Here is a 12356-nt window from a genome sequence, read left to right as displayed (position 1 = left end):
CTATGACAGTGGTGACGGCGCGTCATGGCGAGGAGGCCGAAATGGACGTCCGCTTCATCTCCGACGACGGTGTGCGTTCTTGTGCGGCGACCGAATTGACAGAGTTGCTCGACCGGCCCGACGGATTGGTCTGGGTGGACATCCCGACCTGGGACGATCAGGCACACGAGACGTTGACGACCGTTTTCGGTTTTCATCCCCTCGCCGTCGGGGATTCGATGAACCGCAATCAGGTGCCGAAGGTGCACCGGTATGTGGACCACTTCTTCGTGGTTCTGCACGCGCCGCAGTCGGGAGCCCACGGGCACGTGCACTACGTCGAACTGGACCAGTTCATCGGTGCCCGCTACCTGGTGACAGTGCACGGCCCCGTGAATCCGGCGATCGATCCCTCGACGGCGATGGTCGAGGTGAAGGTGGTGCTCGGCAGGCTGGAGTCGGGCAAGTTACGGCCCGGCACGGCGTTCGAGTTGTCGTTCGCGCTCCTCGCCGCGTTGACGGCACGGATGCGGGCTTACACCGCCGAATTGACCAAGGATGTGTGGAAGCTCGAGCAGCAGGTCACCGGCGGGCACCTCGGTGATCCGGAGACCTTTCTCGACGAGATGTTCCGGGTCCGGCACGGTCTGCTCACGGTCGGCACCATGGCCGCGTTGAGCGGGGAGGTGTACGGCAGGATGGTCACCATCGAGGCATTCGGTACCGGTAAGGGCCGGGACCTCCTGTTGGATGTGGTCGATCAGTTCCAGCATCTGACCGTGATGGCCAGGGGACAGAAGGATTACCTGCAGGGCACGATCGAGTTCTATCAGGCGCGCACCAACACCAAGATGACCGTCGCCGCCGAGCGACTCGCCGTCATCGCGGCCGTCACGCTACCGATCACCGCCCTGTCGTCGATCATCGGGATGAACGTGATCGTGAACGAACGGACGCAGTGGCTCTCCGTCGCCGTGATCGTGCTCGTCATGCTCGCAATGTCCGGGGCACTCCTCGTCTGGGCGAAGCGCAAAGGCTGGTTCTGACGCGAAGTGTGATCCGCTTTCCTCGCTCGTGTGGACCGCAATCATGTCGTCACCGAAGCGTCGTGGCAGGCTTGGGCTGGGGGAGTACCGATTCGCTCGACCATCCTCGGCCCGGCCATTCGGCGTGACGCGCACATACGAAAGGGGACGCCGCTGATGACCGTCCGAACCGTGAACACCGAGGCAGGGCGACTCTCCGGTGACCACACCGACGGGGTCGCCCGCTTCCTGGGAATCCCGTACGCGGCAGCGCCGGCGGGCGAACGCCGATTCGCACCCCCGGGCTCTCCCGAACGATGGGCAGGAACCAGGGACGCCACCGGTTACGGCGCGACCGCACCACAGCCGCCGTTGCATCCCACTCAGGCGTGTCTGGCGCCGCTGGTCGGGCCCGGATGGGTAACCGGCGACGGCAATTACCTCAATCTCAACGTCTGGACACCCGATCCCGGCACGAGTGGGCTTCCGGTGATGGTCTACCTCCACGGCGGCGGGTTCATGATCGGCTCGGGTGCGGCCCCGGCCTTCGACGGCACGTCGTTCGCGCGCGACGGCGTCGTCCTGGTCACCGTCAACTACCGACTCGGGGCGGAGGGCTTCCTCGCGCTGCCCGGGGAGGTCACGAACATCGGATTGCGCGACCAGATCGCAGCATTGCACTGGGTTCGCGACAACATCGGAGGATTCGGTGGGAACCCGGACAACGTCACCGTCTTCGGCGAATCGGCCGGCGGCACCTCGGTCGCGTTCCTGCTGCATTCCCCGCCGGCCGCCGGACTGTTCCGGCGAGCGATCGTCCAGAGCGGCCATGACGAGATGGCCCGCCCACTCGAGCTCGCCGAAGAACTCACGAAAGCACTCGCCGCCCGGCTCGGAACCTCCCCGGCAATCGGAGCGTTCCGAGCATGCTCCGCCGTCGATCTGCTGCGCGCGCAGGGTGCCCTGCTCAGAAACGCACCCCGGCCAGATTTGCGCGACGACAACGGTTTCGACCCGGGCCACGGTCGTGCGCTGTTCCTCCCCACCACGGGTGACGACGTCCTCCCCGACCCGGTCGGAGTTCCGAGCACCCACTCGCGCGGCGTCGACCTGTTGATCGGCACGACGCTCGAAGAAGCCAACCTCGGTTTCGGTGCCGACGAGTTCGCCGCCTTCGACGCGCACGACGCCGTAGCCGAGCTGGCCGCCACCTACCCCGGTGCCGAAGCGCTCCTCGAACGACACCGCCTGCACGACCCGGCCGTCACCCCCGCGCAAGCACTCACAGCCGCCTATACGGACCTGATGTTCCGATCACCGAGCCGCCGCACCGCGCGCCGTCACCCAGGCCCTGCCTACGTCTACGAATTCGGATGGCGATCACCACTGCACGGTGCCGCACACGGCCTCGACGTCCCCTTCGTCTTCGACACCACAGATGCATGCCGCGGCCTCATCGGCGACGACGCACCCGACGCCCTCACCCACGCGATGCATCGAACCTGGCTCGACTTCGCGACCCATGGAGATCCCGGCTGGCCCACCTACGGCGACGCCGGAAAAGCGATGACATTCGATGCCGACCCCCACCTCTGCGAGGACACGGTTCCCGACGACATCGGCGCTTGACAGGGTAGGACCGTTGCACGAGGTCCACATCATCACCTCCAGATCCAGCCACTGGACACGGGCGGGAGCGCACATCTCAGGTGGCTGTCCGTTTCAATCGCGCCTGAATCGACGTCTCGTCGCGCGTATCGGTTGCGTGGCCGGAAGGGGGGCGCCGGCGACCGGGAAGGTGTCCTCCAGGCGATTGGGACGGCAGCCACTGGCGCGAGGGGCATGTTGTGATGTACAACGTACTCGTAAGTTTGTGACTCAGGTCACTCAGTCGCTATCACGGGGTACGCCAGCACATGACCCACACCACGGTGGAACAGCACGATCAGCGCACGACTCCGCCGTCCTGCGCCGAAGAGCCGGCACCCCGGCATACGCTGCGTCCGACCGTGTACATCGCTTCCGTCTCGGCCGCGACCGCGACCGCGCCCGCCATCGTCGTCACGGGGTCCGTTCTCGTCGCGGTGGCCACTTCCGTGTCAGTGCTCGCTGCCGTTGCACTTGCCGCGCTCTTGATCTGACCGTCGTCCGTATTGCGGACGCTCCCCTCGACCACCCCGCGGCTCTCGCCGACGCGGAAGACAGAAAGCACTGGCAATGAACACCTTCACTCCCGTCTCCGCTCGCAATCGTGGTTTCGCCCCTTCCCGTGGCTCGATGAGTACGGTGGAGATCAAGAACCGCATCGAAGCGATGTTCCGCGAGGACGACGAGCGCGAATCGATTGCAGTTCGGCCAGAGTAGGGCCGACGTCGGTTCTTACGAACTTTCGCCAGGCACACGCGAGCCAACGGCGGAAAGGTCGCCGCCGCACTCCTCGCCGACTCCGATCAGCTGTGCGCGATCTTCTCCACCCTGTCGAATGCGTCGTGAACCGTGCTGCAGGTCGGAATCGTCGCGCTCAGTCCGATGGCCTCGATGGGGCGCAATACCGCACGATTACCCGCGAGAGCCCACGTAATATGTTGCCGCCTAGCCGATTCCGCGAACTCGGAGAGAATCGACAATCCCGACGTCCCGACGAAGTCGACTGCCGTCATGTCGACGATGACACGTGATAAGGAGCCCCCGTCGGTCAGATGTGCAAGCGCAAGCGCGAAGGACGGTGCAGCGAGTACATCGATGTCGCCCGAGATCCGCCCCACGGTGGCGTCGGCGAACGGTGCGAATTCGACGGTCATGCGCAGGCCGCGGTCGTGGAGTGTGTCCCGTGTGCAGTGGGCGGCAGGTGACACGGTTGGGGGAGCACGGTGGAACGACCTGCGTAATAACTTCATGACCCCTCCGATCGCTGCAACCTGTCGGTCTCGGTGCACTATCGGCGGAAAGAGCGCACCGGCAGGAGGGTCACAGCGGCATGGAAGTGCGCGCAAATCCGTCCACCGCGCACTGCTGCGGCCTCCAAACAAACTGCGGCTGTGTTCTCAACCACGCGCGATCAACACTACGTCGCCACCAGGTGCGCATCAACCGATTGTCCAGACCGCCCGACCTCAGTCGAACTTCGAGTTGTGATGCGCGATGACTTCCCGCGCGACGCCGGTGAGCTTGATGTTCATATCCTGCGACGTCTTACGCAACAGGTCGAAAGCCCTGTCCTCGGAGATGTCGTGGAAGGCCATCATCAGTCCGATGGCTTTCCCGATCTCGCGGTTGCTCGCCAGGCCTTCACGTAGCGTCTGTGCTTCCTCGTGTTCGTGGAGCGCTGTCAGCGTCACCGCCGCGAACGCCGTGATCAGAATCGCCTGATCAATCGACTCGTCGGTGAACTCTCCGGGGTTGTCCGCGAACAAATTGAGTGCGCCTACCTTGCGTCCGCGGATCATGAGCCGGAACCCTGCGGCGCCTCGGACGGGCGTCTCGGCAACTGTGCGCCGAGCGAGCCGCGGCCACTGCGTCGAACGAACGAGTTCGGTCTCTACTTGCGGAGCGTCGTTTTCGATCGCGTCGAGGCATGGGCCTTCCTGCTCGGCTCGCTCGAGTGCATCGACGTGCGCTGCGACCTCGTCGCTCGCCGCCACGGTGATATGGCGATCATTCTGCTTCAGCATGAGGCTGGCATGCGCACACCCGGGAACCAGGGTCGCCGCGGCATCGCAGATGGCCTGGTAGACGTGATCGAAGTCGTCGCCGTTGTACACCATCTCGGCCAGCTTCGCGAAGACGGCACTGGGACTGTTGCCCCCCACACGTCCCGTCTCCGAGGGTTCATTCGGCATGACTCGCCTCCCGAGGTGCGACAACGCGGCGTGAACCGGGCGCCGCAGTTCTAGCGACGTCCGCCCAATTCTGCCAGAACGGCGACAACCGCCGGTGGATCGAGCAGACGGTCATCGACCGGAGGCCGACCGGGTTCGACTGATGCCGCGACTGCGGCCGATCGGTACCATCGAACATGGTTTCGAACATTTCGAGGAAGTGCTGGTCGTGGGTGAAGTGGTGGCGCCGGATCTGGCGCCGACCGTCATCGCGCATTTCCGGGCATCCTGAAGCGGCGTCTGCCGGGCACCGTGTAACACCGCTGCGGCGTTGCGCGACTTGTCTGTTAACGCGTTGACACCTACTCGGGTGTTCGGCACGCGCCACGAATGGATGGGGTAGACCATGAAACGTCGCGTTTCAGCACGCAAGGTCGCGCATCGACGGAGGATCGCAGGCAGTCTGGTCGCCCCTGGCGCCCTGGGACTGGCGGCGCTGCTCGCGACACCGTGGTCGAACCCGGGCTCACCTGCCACGACGGCGACAGCCTTGACCGCCGCGGCGTCGAACGCGTGCTACGACATGGTCAGCATCGCTGTGGCCGGCCGCGGTGACAGCCCGAGGCCGGGGACCCACCAGATGCTCGTGGCACCCGACGGCACGCCGCTTCCCGCGTCGTACTCCAGCAACTACGCCAGTCCTTGGATCGACGAGGTGGTGAACGCGCCGCAGCAGTCCGTCGGCGGAGGGTCCTACGCCGCGGTGTACGTCGAGTACCCGGCGAACATGAACTCGTACGAGGACGCCGTGAACGCGGGCGTCGACAACGCCGAAACCGTCATGCGTTCCATTCATGCGTCGTGCCCGGACACGAAGTTCTCGATCGTCGGCTACAGCGAAGGCGCCGACGTAGCGCGTCGGGTTGCGATGGAAGTCGGGAACCAGGACGGTCAGGACGGTTCGTACGAAATCATCGATCCCGCTTCCGTTGTCGGTGTCGTCATCCTGGCGGACGCCGGCCGCAATCTCGGCGAAGGAGCATTTCCGGGCGCCGAGAACGAATTCCGCAATCCCGACGGTTTCGATCTCGCCTACCAGTCGGGTCAGATCGGCACCGCCGGACGCGGTGCCCTGCCCGGGACGTCCGGCAGTTTCGGCGCGTTGGACGGGAAGGTGGCATCGTTCTGCTCGGAAGGCGATCTGACCTGCTCCGCACCCGAGAACATTGCGCTGCTGCAACTCGCCATCAACGCGGGACGGCAGTTGAACGTCGACGCGCTGCAGAAGGAGGGTCTGACCCCGGCGACGGGACAGGATCTCGCGGTGGTACTCGGGCAGATCGCCCTCGCCGCGTTCGCGGACATCCAGTCGCAGGACAATTGGATGCAGTCCGACGAGACGTTCCTCGACGTGTTGGTCAAGGTGTCGGATCCGGCATACAAGCCCGCCGATTCCGCTGCGACGCAATCGAACACGCAGGCCGGTCCGATCTCGTCCAATCAGGCGGTAGACCTCGTCTACCTGCCAGCGAAGGTGCGGAACGAGATCATCGGGTTCATCGCGGACAACCAGAACACGATCCAGGTGGCGATGAGCGATCCGTACCAGCAGACGCTGGGGGAGGGGACCGGCCACCACTTCGACTACTGGCGGGATGCAAACGCAGGGAACGGGAAACCGTTGACGTCTGCGCAGTACGCGGCGGCCTGGCTGACGCACCTCGCGCAGGAAGCGGAGAAGGGCGAGGTGCGCACGGCGGCGACGGAGCAGCCGACTGCGAAACTCGCCGCCGCCTCGACGAAGGACGCGGAAGCAGCGCAGGTCGCACCCACCACCACCGCCGACGCGAAGAAGCCCGAGTTGGCGAGCAATCCGGTCAGCAAGTCGGTCAGCGCAACCACGACGACAACCAGTACACCGGCACCCACGACGGTCGCATCCACGACGTCGCCGGAACCCACGACAGCCGTGGAGGTGGCCGCCGCAACCACGACGTCGCCGTCTGCACCGCAGGCCGTTTCGGAACCCTCCGCGGTGGCCGCCACCACGGCGGAACCCACGACGACCACGGCAGCGGAGTCGGTGACGACGACCACGGTGGTCGTCACCACGACGATTGTGCAACCGGCGGCCGGGTGAACGCGATCAGCCCTGGCCGGCTTTCCGCGCCATCCGTTCGAGGCGGGCCCGGTAGTTCTCCCACCACGTGCGATCTGCTGTAGGCAAGTTGTCGTTGTCCGCTCTCAGTCCGACAGTCCCGTCGACGAGTTCCCGGACGATGTCGGCGTGCCCCGCGTGCCGGTGAGTTTCGGCGATCACGTGCACGAGAATCCGATGGAGCGTGACGTCGCGGCGGTCTTCCGGCCAGTGCGGTATCCGGCCGGGCGCGTCGAGTGGCAGCGCCCGGATGGTGGCGTCCGTGTGCGTGCCGGTCGCGGTCATCGGCCGGCGGATGTCATACTCGGACAACCCGTCCAGCTTCCAGAGCAGGGCATCCCGTGCGGCCTGGAGATAGTCGTGGAGGTCCGCCTTCGGATCGGTCAATGCCCTTCCTGGTCCGTCAGTGTCCCGCCTTCCAGTGCTTTGACGCGCCGCCGTTCGAGGAGAACGAGGACGGTGCCGATTACGAGGCACAGGACGCAGGCGATTCCGCCGATCAGCGCCCAGCCTTCGAACCCGTAGCCTGCCGCGACCAGGGTCAACCCGAGCACGGCGATTCCGGCGGCGATGAGAATGTACCCGGGCCAGTTCCGGCCGTCGGTGATCGCTTCACCGACGTGGTTGCGCATGGTGTGGGCATCGTCCTGCGGACCGATCTCGGAATTCAATTCACGGCTGGGACCGTTGCCCGGCTGATACGTCACAACATTCCTCCTGTGCTCGAGCGACGATTCGGGTTTGTCAGTCGTTCTCGGCGTCGGCGGAGTCCTCCGTCAACTCGGGCGCGTTCTCTCTGGTGGCCATGCCGCCGTCTTTGCCGTGATCAGCTGGGCCCGGGCGGCCGCCTTTCGGTTCGTCCTTGTCGTCGTGCGTGCTCTCAGACACGATCACCGTTTCCTTCCGTTGCCCCGGCTTCGCCTACCCGGAAGCCGTGAGACCAAAACGCGGGCTCACCGATGCCGCGACTGCAGGATCCCGCCCGCCTGGCGGAAGGTGTGGATATGCCCGCACGCGAACGGTCATATTCAGGCGGTCGGTGTGGATGCCGCGGGACGCCGCCAGTACCTGTACCACGAACGGTGGCGGCAGGAACGCGACGAGGAGAAATACGACCGGGTGCTGTCGCTCGCCGCGCGCCTGCCGGAATGGCGGGAGCACGTGGGGGAAGCGCTGCGGCGCCGAGGCAGAGGGAGGTACCGCGTCGAGGCGGTCGCGCTGCGGATGCTCGATCGCGGTGTCCTGCGGATCGGCGGCGAGGAGTACGCCGAGGAGCACGGTTCACGGGGTGTCGCGACACTGCTGCGCGAACACGTCACCGTGCGGGCCGACGAAGTGCAACTCGACTTCCCGGCCAAGAGCGGGGTTCAGCGGACCCTGGCGTTCGAAGACGCCGCCCTCGCGACCGCCCTGCGTTCGCTGTTGCGTGCGGACGCGCCGCCGAGCGATCGGCTTCTCGTCTATCGCAGGGGTGGCGAGTGTTTCGAGGTACATGCCGACGACGTCAATGCCCGGTTCAAGGACGTGGCGGGGGACGAGTACACGGTCAAGGATCTTCGGACCTGGCACGCGACCGTGATCGCCGCGGTGGCGTTCGCGGACATCGGTGCGGCCTCGTCGAAGCGGGCCCGCAGTTCCGCGGAAACCGAGGTGATGCGCGAGGTCGCGGGCGTGTTGGGCAATACCCCGCGGGTCGCGCGGACGTCCTACGTCGATCCGCGGGTGATCACCGCGTTCGACTCGGGGCACACCATCGCGTCGTCGTTGCGACGAGCCCGGCGGGCGTCGTCGGAGGACGCCGAGCGGGAAGTGGTGGAGAGGGCGGTGATCCGGTTGCTGGGGCGATGACCGGGCCGGATGACGAACAAACCGAGCCTGCCCATCGTGTGATGGGCAGGCTCGGTTTCGGAAGGCAAACGTCTAACGTCGCCCGGTCACGAGCTTGACCAAGAACAGGAGTATCACCGCGCCGAGGAGGCAGGTGAAGAAGCTGAACCAGAGACCGCCGCCTTCGACGTCTCGACCGAGAAGGCTGAGGATGAAGCCGCCGAGGAGTCCGCCGACGATTCCGACGACGATGTTGAGGATGATCCCCATCTGGGCGTCGGTCTTCATGATCTTGCTGCCGATCCATCCGGCGAGACCGCCGATGATGATCCAGCCCAGAATTCCCAGTCCTAGCACGTATCAGTCCTTTCAGGGGAGAGTGAGATCCGGCGTTGGCCGGTGTCACTCGGAGGAGAGGCGCTCACTGCGGACCGGAGGGGTTCCGGCCCGCAGCGTGTCACTGTTCGGCGCGCTGGCGTGCTTCGTGTGCCTCGGCCTTGCCGCGGGCCTTCTCCGCTTCGGCTTCCTTCGTGGCGGCCTCGCGCTGGGCGGCGGCTTTGTCCTGCTGCGCTTTGCCCTCACGGGTGAGGTCGTCCTGACCGGTCACCGCGCCCGCGGCTTCCTTCGCTTTGCCCTTCACGTCTTCGACGACGCCCTTGACGGCCTCTGCCGGTCCGCTGTTGTTCTCGGCCATGTTCGTCACCTTTCGGTAGTGGGGGAAGGTCGATCCGTGCTCAGCGCGCTTGCGAGGCGGCCTGCTTCTCGGAGTGCGCGCCATTGGTGGAGAGGCTGCCGCCGGAGTTCTCGAGGTGGGCGCGCACGAACCACTGGAACTTCTCGAGTTCGCCGGTCTGGCCGATGAGGAGGTCCTCGGTGATCGGGTCGAGGTCGCCGGTTTCGGCGATCGCCTTGCGGTTGTCCTCGACGACGCCGCTGTACACGAGGTCGAGGGCACCGAGGTGCGCCTGCGCCGTGTCGCGGTGCACCGAGTAGTCGTCCCACGTGCGGTCGCGGGTGATGGCGGCCGGTGTGCCGTCGGGCGACTTCCCGAGGGCCGCGATGCGTTCGGCGACCGCGTCTGCGTAGCCGCGCACCAATTCGACCTGCGGGTCGATCATCTCGTGCACGCCGATGAAGTTCGGACCCACCACATTCCAGTGAATGTGCTTGAGCGTCAGATGAAGATCGTTGTACGCGCTGAGCCGCTTCTGCAGGATGTCGGCGACTTGCGCTCCCTGATCGTCGGAAAGACCTGGCACGGTGAACTTCGACATTCTCGGTCCTCTCTTTCGCTTACTGACTGCCTGCGGAACCCCGGGGTGGATGCCCCGTTCGGTCGCCTGCGTGTCGGGGCGGCGCCTGGCGAACTCACCGCGTACCCGTGACGGAAGGTCTCGAATCACGGGCCACGACCTCGCCGGCGACTTCTGTTCGTGTCGCCACGCGTTCTCGACTCGATCGCTGAAGTTCCGACGCTTCGACCGTACTACAAAATCTATGCCTAGCAAATCAGATCTTCTGTGGCGCCCGACGTGGATGCGCTGTGTGCGCCAGATCTCGATTGTGCAAATGCTCGGCCCGAACCGCCCCGTAGTCGAAAGAGACCCACTATTTTCGGGTTGATTCGGTTAGGGGGTCGAAGTGCGCATGCCGAGGAGGAGCAATGCTCAACGTGGCTCTGCTTGTGGTTCTACTCGTTGCGAGCCTGGGGGGCGGCGCCGCGCTCCGCGGCCTGGCCGATCGGAGGGCGGCACGATGAGCGCCGGCGACACACTGCCTGCCCGCCCGTCGACGGACCTGCAGACCGGCACGGTGCGATGGTTCAACGCCGAACAGGGTTTCGGGTTCCTCGCCCCGGCCGACGGATCCGACGACGTCTTCGTCCACGTCTCCGAAATCGCCGGAGACGGTCACCGCATCCTCGTGGACGGGCAGCGCGTCAGCTTCACCGTCTGCCGCACCGACACCGGCAACCAGGCACGCGACGTCCGCATCGCCTGAGACCCACCGAATCGGGTTCGTCGAACCACACGTCAGGGACACATTCGGGACACGTTCGCACTTTCGTTCGCCGGCGGGTTGAGGGCCGCGGCAGCTGGGTACGCTGCCGAGAGTCGCAGAAACCGACGACACAGACGTGGAGTGCAGATGGCCGAGGTCGGCGAGGTTAGACGAATGAAAACGAGATCCGGTGTGCCCGTGGAACTTCGTGTGGCGGCGGAGTTCGAACAATTGCCTGTGGTGCGCGCCGTGGCGGAAACGCTCGCCGTTCTGGGAGACTTCACGCTCGACGACGTCGCCGATATCAAACTCGCCGTGGACGAGGTGTGTTCGGAACTGATCGCGGCGACGCCGGGAGGTGCCGAACTGACGTGCTCCTTCGCGGTGACGGAAACCGGGTTGCACGTGACGATCAGTGCACCTCTCAGCCGACGCGGGGTGCCCAACCGGGAGAGTTTCGGTTGGCACGTGCTCGAGACGTTGATGAATGCGGTGTCGGTGTCGGAGGGACCCGTCGGTAACGGGTCCGTGGAGCGGACCGTGGCGGTGGAACTGGTCAAATACCGGGGCACCAACTAGTGTCACCGGTTTCGGAACGCAGCGAACAGCGCCGTCCCGGCAGAGACGACTACAAGGACGTGGCGCCCGCGGTGGCGCGCCTGCGAACCCTGGAGGAGTCGTCGGGGGAGGCGTCCGCGCTGCGCGACGAGATCATCACACGTTGCCTTCCGTTGGCCGATCACATCGCCCGCCGGTTCGGCGGTCGCGGCGAGGCGCACGAGGACCTGCTGCAGGTCGCCCGGCTCGGGCTGGTGAAGGCGGTCGACCGCTTCGATCCGGACCGCGGCTTCGACTTCGTGTCCTACGCGGTGCCCACGATCATGGGTGAGGTTCGCCGGTACTTCCGCGACACCGGCTGGTCGATGCGGGTGCCCCGTCGCATGCAAGAACTTCACGCGTTGATCGCCAAGGCCGTCGACGAGCTGTCGCAGGAACTGGGGCGGTCGCCGTCGGCGAGTGAGATCGCCGCCGAACTCGAACTCGACGTCCGGGAAGTCTCCGAGGGCCTGCTCGCGAAGAATGCCTACCAAACCTTGTCGATGGATGCGGCCATGGGAGATGACCCCGACGACCTTCCCCTCGCCGAGACACTCGGCGAGGAGGACCCGGAGCTCGCGAACGTGGAGAGTCACGCCTCGGTGCGGCCGGCGCTGGAGAAACTTCCGCCGCTCGAACGCCGAGTGCTGATGTTGCGTTTCTTCGGATCGATGACCCAGACGGAAATTGCGCAGCGCGTGGGCGTCTCGCAGATGCAGGTCTCGCGGATCCTGGCACGCACGCTGTCGGGGCTGCGGGAGCAATTGGGTGGCGGCTGAGCGGACCGGATCGGCTCGTTCGAACCGCGTCCGGTGAACCGGTCGCGCCCGGCGACGGGATCGGTGGACGAAGTCGGCTCCCGGGTCGAGTAAAGTCTTCTCGACGGTAGAGACAACTGCTGCGTTCGTTCAGTGGGTGTCCTGTCGGTTACACCCGGAATCCGAGGTGTAT

Annotated in this window: 18 protein-coding genes; 9 read left to right on the top strand and 9 right to left on the bottom strand. The window is 65.6% G+C overall.

Annotated elements, in window-relative coordinates; translation table 11 throughout:
• The first annotated feature begins 41 nt into the window (after positions 1–41).
• On the top strand, positions 42–1025 hold the full coding sequence (locus tag I1A62_RS07360) for a magnesium transporter CorA family protein (RefSeq protein ID WP_219458372.1): 984 nt from the start codon (positions 42–44) through the stop codon (positions 1023–1025).
• 156 nt (positions 1026–1181) lie between these two features.
• Positions 1182–2633 carry a carboxylesterase/lipase family protein gene (locus I1A62_RS07355; protein ID WP_219458371.1) on the top strand — a complete coding sequence of 484 codons (1452 nt, stop codon included), beginning with the start codon at positions 1182–1184 and terminating at the stop codon, positions 2631–2633.
• 316 nt (positions 2634–2949) lie between these two features.
• On the opposite strand, the gene I1A62_RS07350 is transcribed toward I1A62_RS07355, so the two are convergent.
• Positions 2950–3216: a hypothetical protein gene (locus tag I1A62_RS07350; RefSeq protein ID WP_219458370.1), complete on the bottom strand. Its 267-nt coding sequence runs from the start codon at positions 3214–3216 to the stop codon at positions 2950–2952.
• Positions 3217–3221: 5 nt separating this feature from the next.
• On the opposite strand from I1A62_RS07350, the gene I1A62_RS07345 reads away from it, so the two are divergent.
• The gene (locus I1A62_RS07345; RefSeq protein WP_192581940.1) at positions 3222–3368 is read left to right on the top strand and encodes a hypothetical protein; all 147 of its coding nucleotides are present in this window, start codon (positions 3222–3224) and stop codon (positions 3366–3368) included.
• A gap of 86 nt (positions 3369–3454) precedes the next feature.
• On the opposite strand, the gene I1A62_RS07340 is transcribed toward I1A62_RS07345, so the two are convergent.
• Both I1A62_RS07340 and I1A62_RS07335 read right to left on the bottom strand, forming a co-directional pair.
• Entirely contained in the window at positions 3455–3805 is a 351-nt protein-coding gene (locus I1A62_RS07340) for an STAS domain-containing protein (RefSeq protein ID WP_124393442.1), read from the bottom strand.
• A gap of 312 nt (positions 3806–4117) precedes the next feature.
• Entirely contained in the window at positions 4118–4843 is a 726-nt protein-coding gene (locus I1A62_RS07335) for a GAF and ANTAR domain-containing protein (RefSeq protein ID WP_124393441.1), read from the bottom strand.
• 142 nt (positions 4844–4985) lie between these two features.
• Here I1A62_RS07335 and I1A62_RS46180 point away from each other — a divergent pair, with 142 nt between their 5' ends.
• Positions 4986–5114: a hypothetical protein gene (locus I1A62_RS46180; RefSeq protein WP_257890713.1), complete on the top strand. Its 129-nt coding sequence runs from the start codon at positions 4986–4988 to the stop codon at positions 5112–5114.
• 114 nt (positions 5115–5228) lie between these two features.
• Positions 5229–6962, top strand: a complete 1734-nt coding sequence (locus I1A62_RS07330; protein ID WP_219458369.1) for a cutinase family protein — start codon at positions 5229–5231, stop codon at positions 6960–6962.
• A 6-nt stretch (positions 6963–6968) separates the two neighbouring features.
• On the opposite strand, the gene I1A62_RS07325 is transcribed toward I1A62_RS07330, so the two are convergent.
• The 3 genes from I1A62_RS07325 to I1A62_RS07315 are packed head-to-tail and all read right to left on the bottom strand — an operon-like array spanning position 6969 to position 7868.
• Positions 6969–7367, bottom strand: coding sequence for a DUF664 domain-containing protein (locus I1A62_RS07325; RefSeq protein WP_219458368.1), 399 nt, complete (start codon positions 7365–7367; stop codon positions 6969–6971).
• On the bottom strand, positions 7364–7687 hold the full coding sequence (locus I1A62_RS07320; protein ID WP_124393439.1) for a hypothetical protein: 324 nt from the start codon (positions 7685–7687) through the stop codon (positions 7364–7366). The genes I1A62_RS07325 and I1A62_RS07320 overlap by 4 nt, the downstream gene beginning before the upstream one ends.
• A gap of 37 nt (positions 7688–7724) precedes the next feature.
• The gene (locus I1A62_RS07315) at positions 7725–7868 is read right to left on the bottom strand and encodes a hypothetical protein (protein ID WP_192581945.1); all 144 of its coding nucleotides are present in this window, start codon (positions 7866–7868) and stop codon (positions 7725–7727) included.
• Here I1A62_RS07315 and I1A62_RS07310 point away from each other — a divergent pair.
• A complete protein-coding gene (locus tag I1A62_RS07310; protein ID WP_374710740.1) occupies positions 7803–8828 on the top strand; it encodes a DNA topoisomerase IB in 1026 nt (341 codons plus the stop codon). The genes I1A62_RS07315 and I1A62_RS07310 overlap by 66 nt on opposite strands.
• Before the next feature lie 72 nt (positions 8829–8900).
• On the opposite strand, the gene I1A62_RS07305 is transcribed toward I1A62_RS07310, so the two are convergent.
• From I1A62_RS07305 to I1A62_RS07295, 3 genes are all read right to left on the bottom strand, one after another.
• Positions 8901–9164 carry a GlsB/YeaQ/YmgE family stress response membrane protein gene (locus I1A62_RS07305; protein ID WP_219458367.1) on the bottom strand — a complete coding sequence of 88 codons (264 nt, stop codon included), beginning with the start codon at positions 9162–9164 and terminating at the stop codon, positions 8901–8903.
• A 100-nt stretch (positions 9165–9264) separates the two neighbouring features.
• A complete protein-coding gene (locus tag I1A62_RS07300) occupies positions 9265–9501 on the bottom strand; it encodes a CsbD family protein (protein ID WP_219458366.1) in 237 nt (78 codons plus the stop codon).
• A gap of 40 nt (positions 9502–9541) precedes the next feature.
• Positions 9542–10081 (bottom strand): Dps family protein, encoded by a 540-nt coding sequence (locus I1A62_RS07295; RefSeq protein WP_219458365.1) that lies wholly within the window; start codon positions 10079–10081, stop codon positions 9542–9544.
• Positions 10082–10562: 481 nt separating this feature from the next.
• Here I1A62_RS07295 and I1A62_RS07290 point away from each other — a divergent pair, with 481 nt between their 5' ends.
• The 3 genes from I1A62_RS07290 to I1A62_RS07280 all read left to right on the top strand — a co-directional run bounded on the left by I1A62_RS07290 (position 10563) and on the right by I1A62_RS07280 (position 12184).
• Positions 10563–10808 (top strand): cold shock domain-containing protein, encoded by a 246-nt coding sequence (locus I1A62_RS07290; protein ID WP_072946233.1) that lies wholly within the window; start codon positions 10563–10565, stop codon positions 10806–10808.
• A 147-nt stretch (positions 10809–10955) separates the two neighbouring features.
• Positions 10956–11387, top strand: coding sequence for an ATP-binding protein (locus I1A62_RS07285; RefSeq protein ID WP_124393434.1), 432 nt, complete (start codon positions 10956–10958; stop codon positions 11385–11387).
• Positions 11387–12184, top strand: a complete 798-nt coding sequence (locus tag I1A62_RS07280; protein ID WP_219458364.1) for a SigB/SigF/SigG family RNA polymerase sigma factor — start codon at positions 11387–11389, stop codon at positions 12182–12184. Before I1A62_RS07285 ends, I1A62_RS07280 begins: the two co-directional genes overlap by 1 nt.
• Positions 12185–12356 lie beyond the last annotated feature (172 nt).

Origin of the sequence: Rhodococcus sp. USK10 (assembly GCF_019378875.1) — a bacterium.
GTDB classification, from domain to species: Bacteria; Actinomycetota; Actinomycetes; order Mycobacteriales; family Mycobacteriaceae; genus Rhodococcus_F; species Rhodococcus_F pseudokoreensis.
The sequence above is the reverse complement of the archived record's forward strand: the minus strand, read 5'-3'. Positions and strand labels throughout refer to the sequence as shown.

Excerpts from the sequence above, each read along its gene's own strand:
- I1A62_RS07360 (WP_219458372.1), top strand. The coding sequence starts at position 42 with ATGGACGTCCGCTTCATCTCCGACGACGGTGTGCGTTCTTGTGCGGCG.
- I1A62_RS07355 (WP_219458371.1), top strand. The coding sequence starts at position 1,182 with ATGACCGTCCGAACCGTGAACACCGAGGCAGGGCGACTCTCCGGTGAC.
- I1A62_RS07345 (WP_192581940.1), top strand. The coding sequence starts at position 3,222 with ATGAACACCTTCACTCCCGTCTCCGCTCGCAATCGTGGTTTCGCCCCT.
- I1A62_RS07340 (WP_124393442.1), bottom strand. The coding sequence starts at position 3,805 with ATGACCGTCGAATTCGCACCGTTCGCCGACGCCACCGTGGGGCGGATC.
- I1A62_RS07335 (WP_124393441.1), bottom strand. The coding sequence starts at position 4,843 with ATGCCGAATGAACCCTCGGAGACGGGACGTGTGGGGGGCAACAGTCCC.
- I1A62_RS46180 (WP_257890713.1), top strand. The coding sequence starts at position 4,986 with ATGCCGCGACTGCGGCCGATCGGTACCATCGAACATGGTTTCGAACAT.
- I1A62_RS07330 (WP_219458369.1), top strand. The coding sequence starts at position 5,229 with ATGAAACGTCGCGTTTCAGCACGCAAGGTCGCGCATCGACGGAGGATC.
- I1A62_RS07300 (WP_219458366.1), bottom strand. The coding sequence starts at position 9,501 with ATGGCCGAGAACAACAGCGGACCGGCAGAGGCCGTCAAGGGCGTCGTC.
- I1A62_RS07295 (WP_219458365.1), bottom strand. The coding sequence starts at position 10,081 with ATGTCGAAGTTCACCGTGCCAGGTCTTTCCGACGATCAGGGAGCGCAA.
- I1A62_RS07290 (WP_072946233.1), top strand. The coding sequence starts at position 10,563 with ATGAGCGCCGGCGACACACTGCCTGCCCGCCCGTCGACGGACCTGCAG.
- I1A62_RS07285 (WP_124393434.1), top strand. The coding sequence starts at position 10,956 with ATGGCCGAGGTCGGCGAGGTTAGACGAATGAAAACGAGATCCGGTGTG.